The sequence below is a fragment of the Streptomyces sp. NBC_01520 genome, assembly GCF_045040375.1.
Classification (GTDB): domain Bacteria; phylum Actinomycetota; class Actinomycetes; order Streptomycetales; family Streptomycetaceae; genus Streptomyces.
In genome coordinates this window covers 1,606,286-1,627,809 of the sequence record NZ_CP109404.1, presented here as the reverse complement: position 1 = coordinate 1,627,809, position 21,524 = coordinate 1,606,286, and the positions used below count along the sequence as shown (strand labels likewise).

Genomic DNA, 21,524 nt, shown 5'->3' with positions numbered 1-21,524 from the left:
AGGCACAGACGAAAGGGCAGGTGGCGGCAATGGCCAAGGCGACGGACGGGAACGGTACGCCCGTCCCTCAACGGCTGCTGGCCGCCGCCACCCGGCTCTTCGCCGAGCGCGGGTACGACCGCACCTCGGTCCAGGAGATCGTCGAGGCGGCGGGCGTCACCAAGGGGGCGCTCTACCACTACTTCGGCTCCAAGGAGGACCTCCTCCAGGAGGTCTACTCCCGGGTGCTGCGGCTCCAGCAGGAGCGGCTCGACGCGTACGCGAACGCCGACGCCCCGATCGAGGAGCGGCTGCGGGAAGCGGCGGCGGACGTCGTCGTCACGACCATCGAGAACCTCGACGACGCCTCGATCTTCTTCCGCTCCATGCACCACCTGAGCCCGGAGAAGAACAAGCAGGTGCGGGTGGAGCGGCGCCGCTACCACGAGCGCTTCCGGGCCCTGGTCGAGGAGGGGCAGCGCACCGGGGTGTTCTCCTCGGCGACCCCCGCCGACCTGGTCGTCGACTACCACTTCGGCTCGGTCCACCACCTGTCCACCTGGTACCGCCCGGACGGCCCGCTCAGCCAGCAGGAAGTCGCGGACCACCTGGCGGACCTGCTGCTGCGGGCGTTGCGCCCCTGAAGCGTCTTCCGGCAGTGCCGTCTCGCGCTGCGGGCCGGGACTGCCGTGACCAATGATGTCCGGTTATCGGACTACCCTGTCCGGATTCAGCTCTTGACGGTACGCGGTCACCTCGTTGAGCATCGGTCACGCACTCAGCACCGCCAGCTCCAGGCCCCGGCCGTGCACGACCGGGGATCCCCCGCACGTTCCGTCAGTCCCCGAACGGAATCCGGAGCCCTCCATGAGCCCCTCCCGCTACAGACCCCTGTCCGCGGCCGCAGTCCTCGCCGTCGCGGCCCTGCTCGCCACCGCCGCCCCCGCGGCGCAGGCGGAACCCGTCGCCCGTACGGCCGCTGCCGCCGCGCCCGACATACCTCTCGCCAACGTCAAGGCGCACCTCACCCAGCTCCAGTCGATCGCCACCGCGAACGGCGGCAACCGGGCCCACGGCCGGACCGGCTACAAGGCCTCCATCGACTACGTGAAGGCCAAGCTGGACGCGGCCGGATACACCACCGCACTCCAGCAGTTCACCTCCGGCGGGGCCACCGGGTACAACCTGGTCGCCGACTGGCCGGGCGGCGACCCGAACCAGGTCCTCATGGCCGGGTCCCACCTCGACTCGGTGACCTCCGGTGCCGGCATCAACGACAACGGCTCCGGATCCGCCGCCGTACTCGAGACGGCCCTCGCGGTCTCCCGGGCGCAGCTCACCCCGGACAAGCACCTGCGCTTCGCCTGGTGGGGCGCCGAGGAGCTGGGGCTCGTCGGCTCGAAGTACTACGTCAACAACCTCGCCTCCACCGAGCGCGCCAAGCTCGCCGGATACCTCAACTTCGACATGATCGGCTCGCCCAACGCCGGCTACTTCGTCTACGACGACGACCCGGTCATCGAGCAGACCTTCAAGGACTACTTCGCGGGCCTGTCGGTGCCCACCGAGATAGAGACCGAGGGTGACGGCCGGTCCGACCACGCCCCGTTCAAGAGCGCGGGCGTGCCGGTCGGCGGACTGTTCACCGGGGCGAGCAACACGAAGTCGAGTGCGCAGGCCCAGAAGTGGGGCGGCACCGCGGGGCAGTCCTTCGACCGCTGCTACCACTCGTCCTGCGACACGACCGCGAACATCGACGACACGGCCCTTAACCGCAACAGCGACGCCGTCGCCCACGCGATCTGGACCCTGTCCGCCGGCACGGTGACCCCGCCGACCGGCACGGTGTTCAGCAACGCCACCGACGTCGCCGTCCCGGACAACGGCGCCGCGGTGACCTCGCCCGTCGCCGTCACCGGCCGGACGGGCAACGCCCCGTCCACGCTCAAGGTGGCAGTCGACATCAAACACACCTACCGCGGTGACCTCGTCGTCGACCTGCTCGCCCCCGACGGCACCGCGTACCGGCTGAAGAACTCGAGCGGCAGCGACTCGGCCGACAACGTGACCGAGACCTACACGGTCAACGCGTCCGCCGAGACGGCCGACGGCACCTGGAAGCTCCAGGTGCGGGACGTCGCCGCGCAGGACACCGGCTACATCGACAGCTGGCAGCTCACCTTCTGACCCGCGCCGGGGAGGCGCCACCTGCGCGCCTCCCCGCACCGGGCTCAGAGATACTTCTTGATCTCGCGCCGTGCCAGCGAGCGCTGGTGCACCTCGTCCGGCCCGTCCGCCAGCCGCAGCGTCCGTGCCGAAGACCAGAGTTCGGCCAGCGGGGTGTCCTGGCTGACCCCGCCGGCGCCGTGCAGCTGCACCGCCCGGTCGAGGATGTCGCAGACCGCGCGCGGGGTGGCGATCTTGATCGCCTGGATCTCGGTGTGTGCCCCGCGGTTGCCCACGGTGTCCATCAGCCAGGCCGTCTTCAGGACCAGCAGCCGTAGCTGCTCCACCGTCACCCGGGCGTCCGCGATCCAGTTCTGGACGACGCCCTGCTGGGCGAGCGGCTTGCCGAAGGCGGTACGGGACACGGCCCGCCTGCACATCAGCTCGATCGCGCGCTCGGCCATCCCGATCAGCCGCATGCAGTGGTGGATACGGCCCGGGCCGAGCCGCGCCTGGGCGATGGCGAAGCCGCCGCCCTCCTCGCCGATCAGATGCGAGGCGGGCACCCGTACGTCGGTGAAGACCACCTCCGCGTGGCCGCCGTGGGAGTGGTCCTCGTAGCCGTACACCCGCATCGCGCGCCGGACCTCGAGACCCGGGGTGTCGCGCGGGACCAGGATCATGGACTGCTGGCGCCGGATGTCCTCGCCGTCCGGATCCGTCTTCCCCATCACGATGAAGACCGCACAGTCCGGGTTCATCGCCCCGGAGATGTACCACTTCCGCCCGTTGATGACGTAGTCCTCGCCGTCCCGCACGATCCGGGTCTCGATGTTCGTCGCGTCCGACGAGGCCACCTCGGGCTCCGTCATCGCGAACGCCGAGCGGATCTCGCCGGCCAGCAGCGGTTCCAGCCACTGCTTCTTCTGCTCCTCGGAGCCGAACTGGGAGAGCACCTCCATGTTCCCGGTGTCCGGGGCCGCGCAGTTCAGCGCGGTCGGCGCCAGATGCGGGCTGCGGCCGGTGATCTCGGCCAGCGGGGCGTACTGGAGGTTCGTCAGCCCGGCGCCGTACTCCGCGTCCGGGAGGAAGAGGTTCCACAGGCCCTGCCTGCGTGCTTCCGCCTTGAGGTCCTCGATGATCCGCGGGGTGTCCCACGGTGAGGCCAGCAGGGCGCGCTGCTCCTCGGCGACCTCCTCGGCCGGGTACACGTGCTCGTCCATGAACGTGAGCAGCCTGGTGCGCAGCTCCTCGGTACGGGCGTCGAATGCGAAGTCCATGGGTGATCAGCCTTCCTGGAGGGTGGTGAGGCCGTGCGCGATGAAGACCGGGACGAGGTCGCCGATGCGGTCGAAGCCGGCGCCGACGGTCTGGCCCAGGGTGTAGCGGTAGTGGATGCCCTCCAGGATCACGGCGAGCTTGAACCACGCGAAGGCCGTGTACCAGGCGATGGCGGAGGTGTCCCGCCCCGAACGGGCGGCGTAGCGCTCGATCAGCTCGGCGGGGGAGGGGTGGCCGGCCGCGCCGCTCGTGGTGGACACCGGGGACGTGGGCAGGTCCAGGTCGGAGCTGTACATCACGAGCAGCCCGAGGTCGGTCAGCGGGTCGCCGAGCGTGGACATCTCCCAGTCCAGGACGGCCTTGATGCGGTCGTCCGGGCCGATCAGCACGTTGTCCAGGCGGTAGTCGCCGTGTACGACGGTGGGCGCGGGGGAGACGGGGAGCTCCCGGCCCAGCGCGGCGTGCAACTCGTCGATGCCGGGCAGTTCACGGTTGCGGGAGGCGTCCAGCTGCTTGCCCCAGCGCCGCAGCTGCCGGTCCAGGAAGCCCTCCGGGCGCCCGAAGTCGCCGAGCCCGACGGCCGCGGGGTCCACCGCGTGCAGGTCGACCAGGGTGTCGACGAGCCCCAGCACGACGGCCCTGGTGCGCTCGGCGCCGAGCGGGGCGAGCTGCTCCGCCGTACGGTACGGGGTGCCCTCGACGTACTCCATGACGTAGAACGACGCGCCGACGACCGAGCCGTCCTCGCAGAGCAGGACGGGCTCGGGCACCGGCACCGCCGTCGGGTGCAGCGCGCTGATCACCCGGTGCTCGCGCTTCATGTCGTGCGCGGTGGCCAGCACATGACCCAGCGGCGGTCTGCGGACGACCCACTGCCCGCTGCCGTCGGTGACGACATAGGTGAGGTTCGAGCGTCCGCCCTCGATCAGCCGGGCTTCGAGCGGTCCGTTCACCAGCCCCGGCCGCTCGCGGTCGAGATGGCCGCGCAGCAGGTCGAGGTCGAGACCTGGCGGGTGGACTGGGCTCATGGTGCGCACCTCCGGGGCGGTTGGACGATCGGGACCATGATGCCGACCAGTCGGTATGTCGTCCAGTGCCGTTCCCGGAATCCGGCGGGTGATCTCGGTACGGAGTCTGGCGCTCAGTCGTGTCTCTGAATAGAGTTCACGTATGGATACAGCATTGTTGATCGGCGCCGTCCGGCTGATCCCGATCCTCATCGCCGATCCGCCGCTGCTGAACACCCAGGGCGTCCACCAGCCGTACACCCCGCGGCTCATCGTGGAAGTCGTCACCCGCGGCGGCGTGACCGGAATCGGGGAAACCTACGGCGACGGCACCTACCTCGAACTGGCCGAACCCCTGGCCCGCGCCCTGCCCGGCCGTCCGGTCAGCGATCTGAACGGCCTCTTCGCCCTCGCCGAAGAGGTGTGCGGCGACCCACGCGCCGCCGACGAGCGGGTCGACGCGGGCGGACTGCGCGGCGTGCGGACCGCCGACAAGCTGCGGCTCTCCGTCGTCTCCGGCTTCGAGGTCGCCTGTCTGGACGCGCTCGGCAAGACCCTCGGCCTGCCCGTGCACGCGCTGCTCGGCGGCAAGGTCCGCGACCGCGTCGAGTACAGCGCGTACCTCTTCTACCGCTGGGCGGCCCACCCCCACGGCGGCGAACGGGACGACTGGGGCGCGGCCCTCGACCCCGCCGGAGTCGTCGCCCAGGCGCGGCGCTTCGCCCGCGAGCACGGCTTCAGCTCCTTCAAGCTGAAGGGCGGCGTCTTCCCACCCGACGAGGAGATCGCCGCCGTCCGCGCCCTGGCCGAGGCCTTCCCGGGGCAGCCGCTGCGGCTGGACCCCAACGGCGCCTGGTCCGTGGAGACCTCGCTGTACGTCGCCGACCAGCTCAAGGGCGTACTCGAATACCTGGAGGACCCGACGAGCGGTACGGCCGCGATGGCGGAGGTCGCCGCCGGGACGGACCTCCCGCTCGCCACGAACATGTGCGTCACCACCCTCGCGGAACTCCCCGAGGCCTTCGCCCGCGACGCCGTCCAGGTGCTCCTCTCCGACCACCACTACTGGGGCGGGCTGCACCGCACCCGCGAACTGGCCGGGATCTGCCGCACCTTCGGCGTCGGACTCTCCATGCACTCCAACACCCACCTCGGCATCAGCCTCGCCGCGATGACCCACGTCGCCGCCACCGTGCCCAACCTCGACCACGCCTGCGACAGCCACTACCCGTGGCAGACCGAGGACGTCGTCACCACCCGCCACACCTTCACCGACGGACACCTGACCGTCTCCGACACTCCCGGACTCGGCGTCGAACTGGACCGCGTCCGGCTGGCCGCACTCCACCGGCGCTGGCTCGACGACGACGGCACGATGCGCTCTCGCGACGACGCGGCGGCGATGCGCGAGGCCGACCCGGAGTGGGTGACCCCGCCGATCCCGCGCTGGTGAGCCCCGCACACCCCGCTGCCGCCCTTCCACCTGGCCACGGCCTGAGTTGCGGGGACCCTGACCTGCGCCGATCGTCGGAGGATGAAGGCGATCAGCTACAGCAGGTACGGCTCGGCCGATGTCCTGGAATACGGTGAGCGGCCCGACCCCAAGGTCGGCCCCGACTCGGTCCTGGTGAAGGTACGGGCCGCGGCGGTGAACCCCGTCGACTGGAAGGCCCGCGAGGGATACCTCCAGACGGCGCTCGAAACCGTCTTCCCGGTCATCCCCGGCTGGGACGTCTCCGGGGTCGTCGTGCAACCCGGCGCCGCCGTCGACGAATTCGAGGTCGGCGACGAGGTCATCGGCTACGTGCGGGAGGACTTCCTCTCCCGCGGCACGTTCGCCGAATACGTCGCCGCACCCGTGCGCACCCTCGCCCGCAAGCCCTTGAGCCTGAGCTTCGAGGAGGCCGCAGGCCTGCCGCTGTGCGGCCTCACCGCCCACCAGGTGCTGCACCGCACCCTGAAGGTCCAGGAGGGCGAGACCGTCCTCGTCCACGCGGCCGCCGGCGGGGTCGGCTCGCTCGCCGTCCAGCTCGCCCGGCACGCCGGCTGCCGGGTCGTCGGCACGGCCGGCCCCCACAACCACGAATACGTGCGACAGCTCGGCGCCGAACCGGTGGAGTACGGCGACGGGCTCGCCGACCGGCTGCGTGCCCTGGCCCCCGAGGGCTTCGACGCCGCCTTCGACACCGTCGGCGGGGAAGCCCTGCGGGTCTCCGCGGAGACCCTCGCCCCCGACGGCCGGCTCGCCTCCATCGCCGACGCCGAGGTCTTCTCCTACGGCGGCCGCTACGCCTTCGTGCGCCCCGACGCCCAGGACCTCGCCCACCTCGCGGAACTGGCCGAGCAGGGCATCGTCTCCGTCCACGTCGACCGGGTCCTCCCGCTGGAACAGGCCGCGGACGCCTACCGGCTCAACGAGGAAGGGCGCACCCGCGGCAAGATCGTCGTCACCGTGGACTGGGAGAGCTGAGCGCCGTACGCGGGGCCCGCGGGACGGGAGAGCTGAGCGCCGTACGCGGGGCCCGCGGGACGGGAGAGCTGAGCGCCGTACGCGGGGCCCGCGGGACGGGAGAGCTGAGCGCCGTACGCGGGGCCCGCGTTCAGAACAGCATCGCGGCGGCGAACACCGCGAGCGCCACCGTGCACGCCGTCGCCGTCAGCGCGTGGCGCGGCGACAGCGGCGCGGGCTCCGCGGTGCTGACGCCCGTCATCCGCCGGTGCGCCACGCCGAGAAGCCCCAGCCAGGCCAGCAGGCTCAGCGCCCCGGCGATCACCCCGGCCGCACTCGCCCCGCCGTGCAGGGCCTGCCGGACCGCGAGCAGGGCCACCACCGTGCAGGACAGCGTGGTGCGCCGCCAGGCCAACCGCGTCCGCTCCGGCTGCAGCCCCGGATCGCGCCCGCCCGTCACCGGCCCTCCCAGCCGAACAGGACCACCACCACCATGGCCACCGCGACCACGGCGACGGCCAGGCTCAGCAGCGCCGGGAAGCGCGACACCGGCAGGTCCTCACCGCGCCGCATCGCCCGCTCGCAGCGCACCCAGTGGTTGACGGCCCGCAGCGCGCACAGCACACCGGCCCCCAGCAGCCCGAGAGCCAGACCGGCCCGGACCCCCCAGGGCAGGCCGGGCAGGAACTGGTCGACGGCGAAACCACCGCCGATCAGCGCGAGAGCCGTACGGATCCAGGCCAGGAAGGTGCGCTCGTTGGCCAGCGAGAAGCGGTAGTCCGGGGTGTCGCCCTCTTCGCGGATCCCCTGCGGCGAGACCCACAGCCGCAGGCCCCGCGCGAAGTCGCCGCGCCGGCTCATCCGGCGGACCCGGCCCGCATCGCCCGCAGCCGGTGGTACGTCTCCAGCCCGTCCGGCACCCACGTCCAGTCGCCGAGCCTGCGCTCCAGTTCCGCGTCCGTCAGGAAGGTGTGCCAGGCGACCTCCTCGGCCTGCGGACGCACCGGCAGCTCGCACCGCACCCGGTACACGTACGACCACCAGGTGTGCTCGGCGCTCGTGTAGAGGAACTTGAACAGGGGTTCGGGGCGGGGGAGCCCCGACACCCCGAGCTCCTCCTCGGCCTCCCGCAGCGCCGCGTCGTCGTAGGACTCGCCCGCGCCGACGACCCCGCCCACGAACATGTCGTAGTGCGAGGGGAAGACCAGCTTGGTGGCGGTCCTGCGGTGGACGAAGATCCTGCCCTCCGCGTCCCTGGCCTCGATGAAGGTGCAGCGGTGGCGCAGCCCGCGCGCGGTCGCCTCGCCGCGCGTCGCCTGCCCGACGACCTCGTCGTTCTCGTCGACGATGTCCAGGATCTCATCTGCGGGAGTCATGCCCCTCATCCAATCCCATGCCGCCGACAGCCGTGGATCCGTGCCGTTCCTTGCCCTCCGGCATCGCCGGGTGCAGCCCGAGCAGCACGATCCCGGCCACGATCGCCGCGAGCCCGGCCGCCTCCCAGGCCAGGGCGCCCGTGTCGGTGCGCACCTGGTCGCCGAGGAAGCCGATCCCGCAGACGATCCCGGCCAGCGGCTGCGCGGCGGTCAGCGCGGGCAGGGAGGCCCGCAGCGGCCCTGCCTCGAAGGCGCTCTGCACCAGGATCAGCCCGGCCACCCCCAGCACGAGCACCGCGTACGGCTGCCACGCCGTCAGCAGGGCCGCCCAGCCGCTCTCCGTCAGCTTCTCACCGCTGACCCTGGTCAGGGCGTCCTGCAGTCCGTACAGCAGCCCGGCCGCGAGTCCCAGCAGCACGGGGGTCCCCCGGGTCCGGGGATGCCGGGCGCAGGCGGTCAGGAGCAGCGCGAGCCCGGCCACCGTGCCGACCACCAGCCAGTGCCGCAGCGGGTCCGTGCCGGCCTGCCCGCCGTGCGGCTCGCCCGCCAGCAGGAACGCGGTGACACCGCCCGCCAGCAGCCACAGGCCGCCCCAGCCCTGCCGGCCCAGCCGCTGTCCGGTGAGATGGCGCGACAGGGCCAGCGCGAAGACCAGATTGGTCGCCAGCAGCGGCTCGACGACCGACAGTTCGCCGTTGCCGAGCGCGAGCGCCCCGAGCACCATGCCGCAGACCATCAGGCCGATTCCGGCCAGCCAGCTCGGCACCCGCATCAGGTCCAGCAGCAGCCGGGGCGAGAGGAAGTCACGCAGGGGCGCGCGGCGGGCCGCGTCCTGCTGGAGGACGAAGCCGAGGCCCAGACAGCACGCGGCACTCACGGCGAGCAGGACAACCAGCACCGACACCGTCCGACCATAGCCCCGCATCGGTACGGGGACCGTGAGGGCGCCACCGGCCGGGCGGTTGACGTGGGAGCGGCCCGTACCGAAGATCTGACGCACAAGTAACTTCGCAGCACCGCGCATGCCCCGCACCCGCCCCGCACCGCCCCGAAGGATGGAACCCATGGCGTACGACGCTGACGTGATCGTGATCGGGGCGGGGCTCGCGGGGCTGGTGGCCACCGCCGAGCTCGTCGACGCGGGCCGGACGGTGATCCTGCTCGACCAGGAACCCGAGCAGTCCATCGGCGGCCAGGCGCACTGGTCCTTCGGCGGCCTCTTCCTCGTCGACTCGCCCGAGCAGCGCCGGCTGCGGATCAAGGACAGCCACGAGCTGGCCCTCCAGGACTGGTACGGCACGGCCGGCTTCGACCGCAAGGAGGACCACTGGCCGCGGAAGTGGGCCGAGGCGTACGTCGACTTCGCGGCCGGAGAGAAGCGGTCCTGGCTGCACGCCCAGGGGCTGCGGCTCTTCCCCGTCGTCGGCTGGGCCGAGCGCGGCGGCTACGACGCCAACGGCCACGGCAACTCCGTACCCCGCTTCCACATCACCTGGGGCACCGGACCCGGGGTCGTCGCCCCCTTCGAACGCCGGGTGCGTGAGGGAGTCGCGAAGGGCCTCGTCCAGCTGCGCTTCCGCCACCGGGTGACCGGTCTCGGCCGCTCGGCCGGGACCGTCGACACGGTCACCGGCGAGGTCCTCGAAGCGAGCGGCACCGAGCGGGGCACCGCGAGCAGCCGCGAGGTCACCGGGGCCTTCGAGCTCAGGGCCCAGGCCGTGATCGTGACCTCCGGCGGCATCGGCGGCAACCACGACCTCGTACGGGCCCAGTGGCCACAACGGCTCGGTACCCCGCCGGAGAAGATGCTCTCCGGCGTACCGGCCCATGTCGACGGGCTGATGCTCGGCATCACCGAGGAGGCGGGCGCCCACCACATCAACCGCGACCGGATGTGGCACTACACCGAGGGCATCGAGAACTGGAACCCGATCTGGGCGAAGCACGGCATCCGGATCCTCCCCGGCCCGTCCTCCCTCTGGCTGGACGCGCGCGGCAAGCGGCTCCCGGTGCCGCTCTTCCCCGGCTTCGACACGCTCGGCACCCTCGAACACATCATGAGGTCCGGATACGGCTACACCTGGTTCGTGCTGGACCGGAAGATCATCGGCAAGGAGTTCGCGCTCTCCGGCTCCGAGCAGAACCCGGACCTCACCGGGAAGTCGGTGCGGGACGTGATCGGCAGGGCGCGCGCCGACGTGCCCGGCCCCGTGCGGGCGTTCATGGACAAGGGCGTGGACTTCGTCGTCGAGAAGGACCTGGGCGCGCTCGTCCGGGGGATGAACGCGCTGACCGACGAGCCGCTGATCGACGAGGACGACCTGCGCCGCGAGATCACCGCCCGAGACCGGGAGGTCGCCAACCCCTTCACCAAGGACCTCCAGATCACGGCGATCAACGGAGCCCGCGCCTACCTCGGCGACCGGCTGATCCGCACGGCCAAACCGCACCGCATCCTCGACCCGGAGGCGGGCCCGCTCATCGCCGTACGGCTCAGCATCCTCACCCGCAAGTCCCTCGGCGGACTGGAGACCGACCTGTCCTCCCGCGTCCTGACCGCGGACGGCACCCCGCTGACCGGGGTGTACGCGGCGGGGGAGGCGGCCGGTTTCGGCGGCGGCGGGGTCCACGGCTACCGCTCGCTGGAGGGCACGTTCCTGGGCGGCTGCATCTTCTCCGGTCGCGCGGCGGGCCGCGCGGCGGCGGAGGCCACGGGCTGACGGGACCCTGCCCCGCGACCGCGGACAGCCCGTGACGGGAGCTTCACGAGCCTGTCCCGATTGTGTGCCGTTCGGCGGTAGGCCGAAATTCGGCGGCTAGCCTGACGGCGCTCAGGGCGTCCCGGGGGGCGTCGGACCAGTTGGACGGAAGCGGGAACAGACGTGGGCAGCAGTCGTGACGGGAACGCGGTGTCGCGCAGGCAGATACTCAGGCTTGCCGGTACGGGGCTGGGGCTGGCCGTGCTCGGGGCCGGGGCCGTGGGGTGCGGGCCCGAGGAGGACCCGGCCGCACCGGCCGGCAGCGCCACACCCGGCGGGGGCAAGAACGGCGACGCCTTCACCACCCCGCCGCCCGGCACCGCGCCCGAGCCCCTGTGGCAGGCGGACACCGCGAACACCAGCCTCTCCGGCAGCGACGCGCTCGCCGTGATCGGCGGCCTGGCCCTGGTCTCGGGCGACCCCCTGGTGGGACGGGACACCGTCACCGGCAAGGAGAAGTGGAAGCGCGCCGGCGTCGCCACACCGGGCGCCAAGCTCATCGTCGGCGGCGGGACGCTCTACCTCGCCAGCGGTGAGTACGACGGCAACGTGGTGGGTCTGGATCCGGCCACCGGCAAGGAGACCTGGCGCAGCCGTCTCGGCGACGAGTACCAGCAGCCGCGCCCCATGGCGGCGGACGACGGCCATGTCTACGTCCTGGCCGGGATCCTGGAGAAGGACTTCACCACGCCGAACAACGTGGTCGCCGCGATCGACACGGCCTCCGGCAAGGTCACCTGGAGCGAGCAGCGCGACGCGGGCACGGAGGAGTACGGCATCAACGCCGCGGTCGTCGGAAAGCGCCTCGTCTACACGGACTACCGGGAGAACGTGACCGTCCGCGACACGGCGACGGGCCGGCAGATCTGGACGAAGAAGATCAGCCGGTCCAACTACCGCCACTTCGCCGTGCACGAGGAGCTCGTGATCGTGGCGGACGGGCAGCGGCTGCGGGCGTTCGAACTCGCCGGGGGCAAGGAGCGCTGGTCCCTCAAGACGGAGGAGTTCAGCCGGTTCAACGACCCGAACCTCCTGGACGGCGTGCTCTACGCCTCCGACAGCGCGCGCGGCCTGTGGGCCGTGGACCCCGCCACGGGCAAGGAGGTCTGGCACAACGAGGACCTGCGGGAGACGGCGACGCAGGCATGGCAGTTCGTCAAGGTGAACGGCACCCTCTACGGAGCCACCGAGTTCGACAAGGACGGCGGCGTGCACGCCTTCGACGCGGCGACCGGGAAGCTGCGCTGGACGTACAACGACAAGACCGGCGACATCCAGCAGTGGTACGTGGCCGCGGCGGGCGACCGGCTGGCCGTGATGCACGGGAAGCGGCTCTACGCGCTCCCCGCGGTCTGACCACCCCGCCCCCGGCCCGGCCCCCGCTGCGCGACGCACGGGGGCCGGGCGTTGTCGTTCCGGGGGCCTGTGACGGGCGGGGGCGATGCCGCTGGTTCGTACCGGGTGTGTCCGGACAGGCCGCTCCCGCGCGTCGTTGTTACGGAGGTCCGGACCGGGTAGCGCCGCTCCCGCCGGTCCGCCCGGGCAGGGCCGGGTAGCTCCCGCAGATACGCACCGGGCGGGCGGCGGGCCAGTCCGCCCCGCACCCGCCGGTCCGCCTCGCTCGGGCGTCCGCCCCCGCCCAGGTGTCCGCCCCCGCTCCGCGTCAGGGCGGCCGCCGTCAGAGCAGCCGCTCCACCACCCGGAACCTCTCCGCCACCACCATCGTGTCGTCGTCCACCGTGAACGACGGATCGCCCAGCGCGTCGCGCATCTCCTCGCTGTGCCAGAACGCCTCGTGCCCGGCCCGCCACTCCGCCACCGATGTGCAGCCCTCGCCCTCGTCGAGCGCGTGCTGCAGATCGATCGACCCCAGCGGCATTACGCGCACCTCCGTCACCTCGACCACCGCGGTCTCCCGCCCCTGCGAGTCGATGAGCGCGGACCGCTCGCCCACCGGCGGCAGTTCCTCCTTCTCGATCTCGTACTCCAGGAGCAGACCGGACGTCGACACCTTCTCGCCGGAGAGCACGGCCGCCACCAACTGATCGCGCAGCGGCCCGGGGAAGGCGAGGAGGAACGGTTTGAGCGGTTCGGGTGTGTCCATCCCGGCAGTGTGGCACGCGTCACCCCGGCCCCACCGGCCCCTTCCGTACCCCCGCGACGAGCTGCGCGAAAGGTGTGGACCAACCTCCCCCGGCGGTCAACTGCGTGAACGGAGCATGCAGTTACGGGCGGTTCGCCCTTCACCGGGGCCCCTTACCTGCCGCTTTGCTGTGTGCGATCGTCTGCTCGCACACGGCATCGAACTGCGCGCGCACCGCGTCGAAAAGGAAGCCCGCGGATGTCTCCGCCTCCGCCTCCGCCTCCGCCGGGCCGCGCCCAGGCACCCCGGCTCGTGGCCTCCGGCCTCGCCGGAATCGCGCTGCCGGCCATCGCCGTGTTCACCGTCCGGGACTTCGGCGTACTCGTCGGCTCGGGCCCCGGCTCGGGGCTCAACTGGCTGCTGCCCGGAGTCATCGGCGCCGCGCTCGTCGTCGGCCTCGTGTACGGCGCGGTGCTGCGCTCCACCAAGCCGGAGGTCCACGCCAGGATCCAGCTGGGCAACGAGGCCTTCCAGCTGGCGAGGGCCGCAGAGGACGCCCGGCCCCCGGTAGTCCTTACGGTGGTGTGACGTACACCCGCGGCCCCTGGTGACAGGACGGCCGCGGGTGTTCGATGGGCAGGTGAACAGTCGCCCTCCCGGTCACCGGGAACCACCCGGCCACGAAGGCCCACCCGGCCACGAGGACCCGGCCGGCAGCCGCGGCACCCCCGTGGGCCGCCGCCTGGTCCTGGCCATGCTGGGCCTCGGCGCCGCCGGAGTCGTGGCGGCCCCCGCACTCCAGCGGGCACTGGAGTCCGGGCTCGGCGCCGTCGCCGACAAGGACCCCACCGGCCTGACCGGGCTCCTGCCCAACGGCGGCGGCTTCCGCTACTACTCCGTCGCCACCTCCGTGCCGAAGAAGACCGCCGCCGACTACCGCCTCACCGTGGACGGCCTGGTCGACCGCCCGGCCACGTACACACTGGACACCCTGAAGGCGCTCCCGCAGACCCGCCTGGTCCGGGACGTCCAGTGCGTCACCGGCTGGCGGGTCCCCGAGACCCCGTTCGAGGGGGTCAGGCTCTCCGCGCTGCTGGACGCGGCAGGCGTACGGGCGGGCGCGAAGGCTATCCGCTTCACCTGCTTCGACGGCGCCTACAGCGAGAGCCTCACCCTGGAACAGGCGCGCCGCGCAGACGTCCTGGTCGCCCTGCGCATGCAGGACAAGCCGCTGGCCCACTCGCACGGCGGCCCGGTCCGGCTCTACGTGGCCCCGATGTACTTCTACAAGTCGGCGAAATGGCTCTCCGGGATCACCGTCACCGACTCCGTCCGCCCCGGCTACTGGGAGGAGCTCGGCTATGACGTCGATGCCTGGGTCGGCCGGTCCAACGGCCGCGACGACGCCCCCACCGTCTGAACTCCCGGTGAGGATCCGCCGCTTCACCCGCGCAGAGCGCTGGGTGCACCGCACCACCGCCTGGCTGACGCTGCTCTGCGTGGCCACGGCCGCCTGCCTGTACGTCCCCCAGCTCGCCGAACTCGTCGGCCGTCGCCACCTCGTGGTCACCGTCCACGAATGGTCCGGGCTGCTCGTTCCCGTACCGCTGCTCGCCGGGCTGGTCTCCCGGGCCCTGCGCGCCGACCTCTCCCGGCTCAACCGGTTCGGACCGCACGACCGGCAGTGGCTCAAGGCCGCTCTGCGCCGCGACCGCACGCCCGGAGCCCGGCCGGCCGGGAAGTTCAACGCGGGCCAGAAGCTCTACGCTGCCTGGATCGCGGGCGCCGTGCTCGTCATGCTCGGCACGGGCCTGCTCATGTGGTTCACGGACCTCGCACCACTGGTGTGGCGCACCGGCGCGACGTTCGTGCACGACTGGCTGGCGCTCGCCGTCGGCATCGTCCTTGCCGGACACATGGCGAAGGCGCTCGCCGACCCGGAGGCACGCCGTGGCATGCGCACCGGGTCGGTCGAGCGCCCTTGGGCCCGCTCCGAGCACCCGCTGTGGCGGGATCCCGAGGAGAAGTAGCTACAGAACCAGCGACAGCAGCAGGATGAAGCCCAGCGAGACGACGGAGATGATGGTCTCCATCACCGACCAGGTCTTGATCGTCTGACCGACGTCCATGCCGAAGTACTCCTTCACCAGCCAGAACCCCGCGTCGTTGACGTGGCTGAAGAAGAGCGAGCCCGCACCGACGGCGAGGACGAGCAGGGCCGCCTCCGGGGTGGACATGCCGGCCGCCAGCGGAGCGACCAGACCGGCCGCCGAGATGGTGGCCACGGTCGCCGAACCCGTTGCCAGGCGGATCGCGACGGCGATCAGCCAGCCGAGCAGCAGGGCGGGTATCGACCAGTTCTCGGAGAACTCGAGGATCATCCGGCCCACACCGGCGTCGATGAGGGTCGTCTTGAAGCCACCGCCGGCACCGACGATCATCAGCACGCCGGCGATCGGGGCGAGCGACTTCTCGACGGTCGTGGAGAGCCGCGCCCTGGTGAATCCGGCGGCCCGGCCCAGCGTGAACATACCGACGATCACCGCGGCGAGCAGGGCGATCAGCGGCGAACCGATCACATCGGTGACCCGCTGGACGTGGTTCTCCGGGTTGTCCACCACGATCTCGACGAGGGCCTTGGCCAGCATCAGGACGACGGGCAGCAGCACGGTGGCCAGGGTGGCACCGAAGCCGGGGCGGCGGTCCAGGTCCTCCGAGGGGCGCTCGGGGATCATCTTCTCCGGCGCCTGGATGTCCACCCAGCGGGCGGCGTACCGGGAGAAGACCGGGCCCGCGATGATCACCGTCGGGACGGCGACGAGGACACCCAGCGCCAGCGTGACGCCCAGGTTGGCGTCGAGTGCGTCGATGGCGACCAGCGGGCCGGGGTGCGGCGGGATCAGACCGTGCATCACCGAAAGTCCGGCGAGGGCGGGGATACCGATCCGCATCAGGGAGTAGTTGCCGCGCTTGGCGACCAGCAGCACCACCGGGATCAGCAGCACGATGCCGACCTCGAAGAACAGCGGCAGACCGATGATCGAGGCGATCAGCACCATCGCCCAGGGCATGGCGCGCCCGCTCGCCTTCGCGAGAATCGTGTCGACGATCTGGTCGGCGCCGCCCGAGTCGGCGAGCAGCTTGCCCAGGATCGCGCCGAGCGCGATCAGCACACCGACACTGGCGACGGTGGCGCCGAGGCCCGTGGAGAAGCTGGTGATCGTCTTGTCCGGCGGGGCACCCGCGAAGACGCCGAGCGCCAGCGAGCCGATGGTCAGCGCCAGGAAGGCGTGCACCTTGAACTTCGTGATGAGTACGACGATGACGGCGATGCCCGCCAGGACGGCGATGCCCAACTGCGCGTTGCCGGCCGAGGTGATCGGCTCGACGGCATCCGCTGCCAGCATCTCGACGCTGAGACTGCTCACGGTGATCCTCAGGAATCGAGCCGGCGCAACGCGGCGACGGCCCGGTCGGTTATTTCTTCGGGGGTTCCGGACACGTCCACTGCCACGCCCGCCTCGTCCTCCTGCAGTTCCTGCAGGGTCGCGAACTGGGAGTCGAGCAGTGCGGCCGGCATGAAGTGCCCCTTGCGGTCCGCCATCCGGCGCTCGATGAGAGCCCGGTCGCCGGTCAGATGCAGGAAGACGGCACCAGGGGCTTCGGCGCGCAGCCGGTCACGGTAGACCCGCTTGAGCGCCGAGCTGCTGACGACTCCGCCGAGCCCCGCCCGGCCGTGGGCCCACCGGCCGATCGCGTCCAGCCAGGGCCGGCGGTCGCTGTCGTCCAGCGGGGTACCCGCCGACATCTTGGCGATGTTGGCCGGCGGGTGGAAGTCGTCGCCCTCGGCGTAGGGAACGCCGAGTGCGGCGGCGAGCAGGGGGCCGATCGTGGTCTTTCCGGTCCCTGCTACGCCCATCACCACGACGACGTGGGGGGTGCTCATTGGTGCCTCGCTGTCTTCTTCGACATCGGTCCGTCGCGCTACTGAAACTCATTACGTACGACTTATTCAAGTAGCTGTGACATAAACGTCGTACTTTTTGTTCCTGCAGGCCGCCCCGTAGGCTTGTGGGCATGACCACACAGGGCCAGGGGCTGCATACACATGTGCTGGACACCCTGGGTCTGGAGATCGCCGCGGGCGGCTGCCCGCCGGGCCGGGTCCTGCGCACCGATGAACTCGCCCAGCGCTTCGACGTGTCCCGCACCGTCGTGCGCGAGGTCGTCCGCGTACTGGAATCCATGCACCTGGTCGAGTCCCGGCGCCGGGTCGGCGTGACCGTGCGGCCCACCGAGGAGTGGAACGTCTACGACCCCCAGGTCATCCGCTGGAGGCTGGCCGGAGCGGACCGCCCCCGGCAGCTGCGGTCGCTCACCGTGCTGAGGTCCGCCGTCGAACCCGTCGCCGCCGGACTCGCCGCCCGCCACGCCACCGCCGAGCAGTGCGCCGCCCTCACCGAATGCGCCCTCGGCATGGTCGCCACCTCGCGCGGCCAGCAGCTGGAGGGCTATCTGCGGCACGACATCGCCTTCCACCGGATCGTGCTCAACGCCTCCGGCAACGAGATGTTCGCGCGGCTCGGCGACGTCGTCGCCGAGGTCCTCGCGGGCCGCACCCACCACCAGGTGATGTTCGAGGACCCGGACCCGGCCGCCGTCACCCTGCACGTACGCCTGGCCGAGGCGGTCCGCGAGGGGGACGCGGCAGCCGCGGAACGCCTGACGAAGGAGATCGCGGTGGGCGCCCTCCACGAACTGGACGTACTCGCGCCCTGAGCTTCGCCCTCGGTCGCCGGGCGAGCACGGTCCTTCACGCACGTGCGCCAACCGCCCCACAGAGGCCGCGAACACCATCTCCGGCGCCGCCGGGAGGGCCGCCCTCCAGTACCCGTTCGGAGCCCTCCTGCGATCCGGCGCCACCGTCCGACGAGATCGGCCGGACACGTGTGCTGCCGACCTGCGACGGCGGCCGGAGGTCCACGACCCCGAGGTCTGACACCCAACCCTCCTCCGTGGAACGCAACGCCCCGGAGGGTGCCGGCGCGGCACCCTCCGGGGCGTACGGTTGTCCGTGATCAACCTTCGCAGGAGCCCCACTCGGAAACAGGGAGACCACGGTATGGCGCAGCAGGTGCAAGGGGTCATCGCACCGGGGAAGAACGAGCCGGTGCGGGTCGAGACCATCGTGATCCCGGACCCCGGGCCCGGCGAGGCAGTCGTGAAGATCCAGGCGTGCGGCGTCTGCCACACCGACCTGCACTACAGGCAGGGCGGCATCAACGACGACTTCCCGTTCCTGCTCGGCCACGAGGCCGCGGGCATCGTGGAGTCCGTGGGCGAGGGCGTCAGCGACGTCGCGCCCGGCGACTTCGTCGTCCTCAACTGGCGTGCGGTGTGCGGACAGTGCCGCGCCTGTCTGCGCGGCCGTCCCTGGTACTGCTTCAACACCCACAACGCCGCGCAGAAGATGACCCTGCTGGACGGCACCGAACTCTCCCCGGCCCTCGGGATCGGTGCCTTCGCCGAGAAGACCCTCGTCGCGGCCGGCCAGTGCACCAAGGTCGACCCCGAGGTCTCCCCGGCCGTCGCCGGACTGCTCGGCTGCGGTGTCATGGCGGGCATCGGCGCGGCCATCAACACCGGCCAGGTCGGCCGGGGCGACTCCGTCGCCGTCATCGGCTGCGGCGGCGTCGGCGACGCGGCCGTCGTAGGCGCCCGGCTCGCGGGCGCGGCGAAGATCATCGCGGTCGACATCGACGACCGCAAGCTGGAGACGGCGAAGAGGATGGGCGCCACCCACACCGTCAACTCACGCTCCGGCGACCCCGTCGAGGCGATCCGCGCGCTGACCGGCGGCAACGGCGCGGACGTCGTCATCGAGGCTGTCGGCCGCCCCGAGACGTACAAGCAGGCCTTCTACGCCCGTGACCTCGCCGGCACCGTCGTCCTCGTCGGCGTCCCCACCCCGGAGATGCAGCTCGAACTCCCGCTGCTCGACGTGTTCGGACGCGGCGGCTCGCTCAAGTCCTCCTGGTACGGCGACTGCCTGCCCTCGCGCGACTTCCCGATGCTCATCGACCTGCACCAGCAGGGCCGCATCGACCTCGGCGCGTTCGTCACCGAGACGATCGGACTCGGCGACATCGAACAGGCCTTCGCCCGCATGCACGACGGTGACGTCCTGCGTTCGGTGGTGGTGTTCTGATGACCGCCCGTATCGACCACCTGGTCACCTCCGGCACCTTCGCCCTCGACGGCGGTGAGTGGGACGTCGACAACAACGTCTGGATCATCGGCGACGAGACCGAGGCGGTCGTCATCGACTCCGCCCACGACGCCCTCGCGATCGAGGCCGCACTCGGCGGCCGTACGCTGCGCGCCATCATCTGCACCCACGCGCACAACGACCACATCGACGCGGCCCCCGCCCTCGCCGACGCGACCGGCGCACCGATCCTCCTGCACCCCGACGACCTGCCGCTGTGGAAGCAGACCCACCCGCACCGCACCCCCGACGCCGAACTGGCCGACGGGCAGGAGCTGGAGATCGCCGGAACACGCCTGTCGGTCCTGCACACCCCGGGCCACGCACCGGGCGCTGTCTGCCTCTACGCCCCGGACCTGGCCACCGTCTTTACCGGTGACACCCTGTTCCACGGCGGGCCCGGGGCCACCGGACGGTCCTTCTCCCACTTCCCGACGATCGTCGACTCGATCAGGGACCGGCTGCTCGGACTCCCGCCCGAGACGGTCGTGCGTACCGGACACGGGGACTCCACCACGATCGGCGACGAGGCCCCGCACCTGGACGAATGGATCGCCCGCGGCCACTGACCCGGCCCGCGTTCACCGGTCCGGCCACGCGGACAGCCGCAGGCCGCTCTCGAAGCGGTGCGGCACACCCGTGACCGGGTCGGTGAACTCCAGCACCCTGGCCAGCAGTTGCATGGGCCGCGTGTAGTCGTCGCGGTCCTGCTCCGGCTCCACCACCGGATAGACGGGATCGTGGACGAGCGGCAGACCCAGCGCGTTCATATGGACCCGGAGCTGATGGGTACGCCCGGTTGCGGGCAGCAGCCGGTAGCGGCCGAGCCCGCCCCGGTGCTCCAGCAGCTCGATCCGGCTCTCGCTGTTCACCTCGCCGGGCTCCTCGCGCGCGGCGATGACCCCGCGCTCCTTGACGATCCGGCTGCGCACGGTGCGGGGGAGCGCCACCCCCGGGTCGTACGAAGCCACCGCCTCGTACTCCTTGCGCACCAGCCGGTCCCGGAACAGCGTCTGGTAGGCACCCCGCTCCCCGGGCCGTACGACGAGGAGCACCAGCCCCGCCGTCAGCCGGTCGAGCCGGTGCGCGGGCTGCAGGTCCGGGAGATCCAGCTCCCTGCGCAGCCGGGCCACCACCGTCTCGGTGATGTGCCGGCCGCGCGGGGTGGTGGCCAGGAAGTGCGGCTTGTCCGCGATGACGAGGTGCGTGTCGCGGTACACCACGCCGACCGGGAACGGCACCGGTTCCTCCGGTGCGAAGTCGCGGTGGAACCAGAGGTACCGCCCCGCTGTGTACGGCTCGTCGCCCCCCACCGCAGCGCCGTCGGCCCCGACGAACCGCCCCCCGGCCAGCATGGCCTCCACCCGTTCCGCGCCGATCGCCCCCGCGAACCGGTCCAGCAGATGGTCCCGGACGCACCCCCAGACCCCGTCGGGGTCCTCCGGCAGCCGCACCCGCACCGGATCGACTCCCGCGTGCTGCGGCAACGGTGCGGCGGGGGGTTTCGCCCGTCCTCTCATCGCGTCGGTCCTTGTCATGGGTGGGGGCCTGGAGGAACTGCCCATCATGGCACCGCCCGGCGACCGGTTTCCCACACAGCTGCTTCCTGTTCTGGACGCCACCGCTCGGCCGGGTGTCGGCCGAGCGTTCTGTGCGGGCGGCGGTCATTTCTTGTCGCGCAGGTGGGCGATCTGTTGCCGGGAGAGTTCAACGGTGCGCTGCATGTGCCGGTACAGCAGGGCGCGCTCGTCCTCGGTGTAGTCGGCGAACATCGCCTGCCATCCCTGGCTGAGCTCGGACCACAGCTCCATGAGATCCCGCATGGCCTCCGGGACAGGCTCCACCCGGACCCGGCGGCGGTCGGTCTTGTCGCGGTGCCGGACAACGTAACCGGCCTTCTCGAGACGGTCGACCAGCCGGGTGGCCGATCCGCTGGTCAGGCCGGTGAGTTCGGCGATCCGGCCGGTGGTGAACGGGCCGGGCTCGGCGGTCAGCAGGTTGAGGCACTGGACGTCGGTGGGGTGCAGCTTGAGGTGATCCGCGACCGCCTGGTTGAACATGACGTAGGAGGCCAGGTAGCGGCGGGACTCCTGCTGGAGATCGTCAATCAGCATGCATACCCTCGCTAAATATCTGCGTAACGCAGTAACTGTGTC

At 71.5% G+C, this 21,524-nt stretch carries 22 protein-coding genes and 1 pseudogene; 12 read left to right on the top strand and 11 right to left on the bottom strand.

Features of this window, described 5'->3' with window-relative positions; translation table 11 throughout:
* Positions 1-29 precede the first annotated feature (29 nt).
* Complete coding sequence (locus OG524_RS07410) at positions 30-623, top strand: TetR/AcrR family transcriptional regulator (RefSeq protein WP_405391743.1); 594 nt, start codon at positions 30-32, stop codon at positions 621-623.
* Positions 624-846: 223 nt separating this feature from the next.
* Positions 847-2,166: a M28 family metallopeptidase gene (locus OG524_RS07405; RefSeq protein WP_405391744.1), complete on the top strand. Its 1,320-nt coding sequence runs from the start codon at positions 847-849 to the stop codon at positions 2,164-2,166.
* A gap of 44 nt (positions 2,167-2,210) precedes the next feature.
* Here the strand turns inward: OG524_RS07405 and OG524_RS07400 are convergent, their stop codons facing one another.
* Together OG524_RS07400 and OG524_RS07395 are read right to left on the bottom strand one after the other, a co-directional pair.
* Positions 2,211-3,425 (bottom strand): acyl-CoA dehydrogenase family protein, encoded by a 1,215-nt coding sequence (locus OG524_RS07400; protein WP_405391745.1) that lies wholly within the window; start codon positions 3,423-3,425, stop codon positions 2,211-2,213.
* 6 nt (positions 3,426-3,431) lie between these two features.
* A complete protein-coding gene (locus tag OG524_RS07395; protein ID WP_405809548.1) occupies positions 3,432-4,454 on the bottom strand; it encodes a phosphotransferase family protein in 1,023 nt (340 codons plus the stop codon).
* 142 nt (positions 4,455-4,596) lie between these two features.
* On the opposite strand from OG524_RS07395, the gene OG524_RS07390 reads away from it, so the two are divergent.
* Positions 4,597-5,886 (top strand): glucarate dehydratase family protein, encoded by a 1,290-nt coding sequence (locus OG524_RS07390; RefSeq protein ID WP_405391747.1) that lies wholly within the window; start codon positions 4,597-4,599, stop codon positions 5,884-5,886.
* Positions 5,887-5,967: 81 nt separating this feature from the next.
* Complete coding sequence (locus OG524_RS07385) at positions 5,968-6,903, top strand: NADP-dependent oxidoreductase (protein WP_405391748.1); 936 nt, start codon at positions 5,968-5,970, stop codon at positions 6,901-6,903.
* Between the two features lie 130 nt (positions 6,904-7,033).
* On the opposite strand, the gene OG524_RS07380 is transcribed toward OG524_RS07385, so the two are convergent.
* From OG524_RS07380 to OG524_RS07365, 4 genes are read right to left on the bottom strand one after another with little or no spacing between them, the layout of a single operon-like run.
* Positions 7,034-7,342, bottom strand: coding sequence for a DUF202 domain-containing protein (locus tag OG524_RS07380; RefSeq protein WP_405391749.1), 309 nt, complete (start codon positions 7,340-7,342; stop codon positions 7,034-7,036).
* The gene (locus OG524_RS07375; protein ID WP_405391750.1) at positions 7,339-7,743 is read right to left on the bottom strand and encodes a YidH family protein; all 405 of its coding nucleotides are present in this window, start codon (positions 7,741-7,743) and stop codon (positions 7,339-7,341) included. The genes OG524_RS07380 and OG524_RS07375 overlap by 4 nt, the downstream gene beginning before the upstream one ends.
* Positions 7,740-8,258, bottom strand: coding sequence for an NUDIX hydrolase (locus OG524_RS07370; protein ID WP_405391751.1), 519 nt, complete (start codon positions 8,256-8,258; stop codon positions 7,740-7,742). Before OG524_RS07370 ends, OG524_RS07375 begins: the two co-directional genes overlap by 4 nt.
* Positions 8,242-9,162 carry a DMT family transporter gene (locus OG524_RS07365; protein ID WP_405393287.1) on the bottom strand — a complete coding sequence of 307 codons (921 nt, stop codon included), beginning with the start codon at positions 9,160-9,162 and terminating at the stop codon, positions 8,242-8,244. Before OG524_RS07365 ends, OG524_RS07370 begins: the two co-directional genes overlap by 17 nt.
* A gap of 160 nt (positions 9,163-9,322) precedes the next feature.
* Here OG524_RS07365 and OG524_RS07360 point away from each other — a divergent pair, with 160 nt between their 5' ends.
* Both OG524_RS07360 and OG524_RS07355 read left to right on the top strand, forming a co-directional pair.
* The gene (locus OG524_RS07360; RefSeq protein WP_405391752.1) at positions 9,323-10,978 is read left to right on the top strand and encodes an FAD-binding dehydrogenase; all 1,656 of its coding nucleotides are present in this window, start codon (positions 9,323-9,325) and stop codon (positions 10,976-10,978) included.
* Positions 10,979-11,140: 162 nt separating this feature from the next.
* The gene (locus OG524_RS07355) at positions 11,141-12,373 is read left to right on the top strand and encodes a PQQ-binding-like beta-propeller repeat protein (protein ID WP_405391753.1); all 1,233 of its coding nucleotides are present in this window, start codon (positions 11,141-11,143) and stop codon (positions 12,371-12,373) included.
* A gap of 322 nt (positions 12,374-12,695) precedes the next feature.
* Here OG524_RS07355 and OG524_RS07350 read toward each other — a convergent pair whose 3' ends face one another.
* On the bottom strand, positions 12,696-13,121 hold the full coding sequence (locus OG524_RS07350; RefSeq protein WP_405391754.1) for an ASCH domain-containing protein: 426 nt from the start codon (positions 13,119-13,121) through the stop codon (positions 12,696-12,698).
* A 267-nt stretch (positions 13,122-13,388) separates the two neighbouring features.
* Between OG524_RS07350 and OG524_RS07345 the strand changes: the two are divergent.
* The 3 genes and pseudogenes from OG524_RS07345 to OG524_RS07335 form a co-directional block, all read left to right on the top strand.
* Positions 13,389-13,688, top strand: a pseudogene (locus OG524_RS07345) (amino acid permease); the annotation flags it as partial.
* A gap of 52 nt (positions 13,689-13,740) precedes the next feature.
* Positions 13,741-14,520: a molybdopterin-dependent oxidoreductase gene (locus OG524_RS07340; protein WP_405391755.1), complete on the top strand. Its 780-nt coding sequence runs from the start codon at positions 13,741-13,743 to the stop codon at positions 14,518-14,520.
* Entirely contained in the window at positions 14,462-15,130 is a 669-nt protein-coding gene (locus tag OG524_RS07335; RefSeq protein WP_405809544.1) for a cytochrome b/b6 domain-containing protein, read from the top strand. Before OG524_RS07340 ends, OG524_RS07335 begins: the two co-directional genes overlap by 59 nt.
* Here the strand turns inward: OG524_RS07335 and OG524_RS07330 are convergent, their stop codons facing one another.
* Entirely contained in the window at positions 15,131-16,528 is a 1,398-nt protein-coding gene (locus OG524_RS07330) for a GntP family permease (RefSeq protein WP_405391757.1), read from the bottom strand.
* Between the two features lie 8 nt (positions 16,529-16,536).
* The gene (locus tag OG524_RS07325; RefSeq protein ID WP_405809542.1) at positions 16,537-17,046 is read right to left on the bottom strand and encodes a gluconokinase; all 510 of its coding nucleotides are present in this window, start codon (positions 17,044-17,046) and stop codon (positions 16,537-16,539) included.
* A gap of 131 nt (positions 17,047-17,177) precedes the next feature.
* Between OG524_RS07325 and OG524_RS07320 the strand changes: the two genes are divergently transcribed.
* The 3 genes from OG524_RS07320 (at position 17,178) to OG524_RS07310 (ending at position 19,937) form a co-directional block, all read left to right on the top strand.
* A complete protein-coding gene (locus tag OG524_RS07320) occupies positions 17,178-17,879 on the top strand; it encodes a FadR/GntR family transcriptional regulator (protein WP_405391759.1) in 702 nt (233 codons plus the stop codon).
* Between the two features lie 343 nt (positions 17,880-18,222).
* Complete coding sequence (locus OG524_RS07315) at positions 18,223-19,308, top strand: S-(hydroxymethyl)mycothiol dehydrogenase (protein WP_405391760.1); 1,086 nt, start codon at positions 18,223-18,225, stop codon at positions 19,306-19,308.
* Positions 19,308-19,937, top strand: coding sequence for an MBL fold metallo-hydrolase (locus OG524_RS07310; RefSeq protein WP_405809540.1), 630 nt, complete (start codon positions 19,308-19,310; stop codon positions 19,935-19,937). Before OG524_RS07315 ends, OG524_RS07310 begins: the two co-directional genes overlap by 1 nt.
* Positions 19,938-19,949: 12 nt before the next feature.
* On the opposite strand, the gene OG524_RS07305 is transcribed toward OG524_RS07310, so the two are convergent.
* Both OG524_RS07305 and OG524_RS07300 read right to left on the bottom strand, forming a co-directional pair.
* On the bottom strand, positions 19,950-20,888 hold the full coding sequence (locus tag OG524_RS07305; protein ID WP_405809538.1) for an RluA family pseudouridine synthase: 939 nt from the start codon (positions 20,886-20,888) through the stop codon (positions 19,950-19,952).
* Between the two features lie 144 nt (positions 20,889-21,032).
* The gene (locus tag OG524_RS07300; RefSeq protein ID WP_405391762.1) at positions 21,033-21,482 is read right to left on the bottom strand and encodes a MarR family winged helix-turn-helix transcriptional regulator; all 450 of its coding nucleotides are present in this window, start codon (positions 21,480-21,482) and stop codon (positions 21,033-21,035) included.
* Positions 21,483-21,524: the final 42 nt, after the last annotated feature.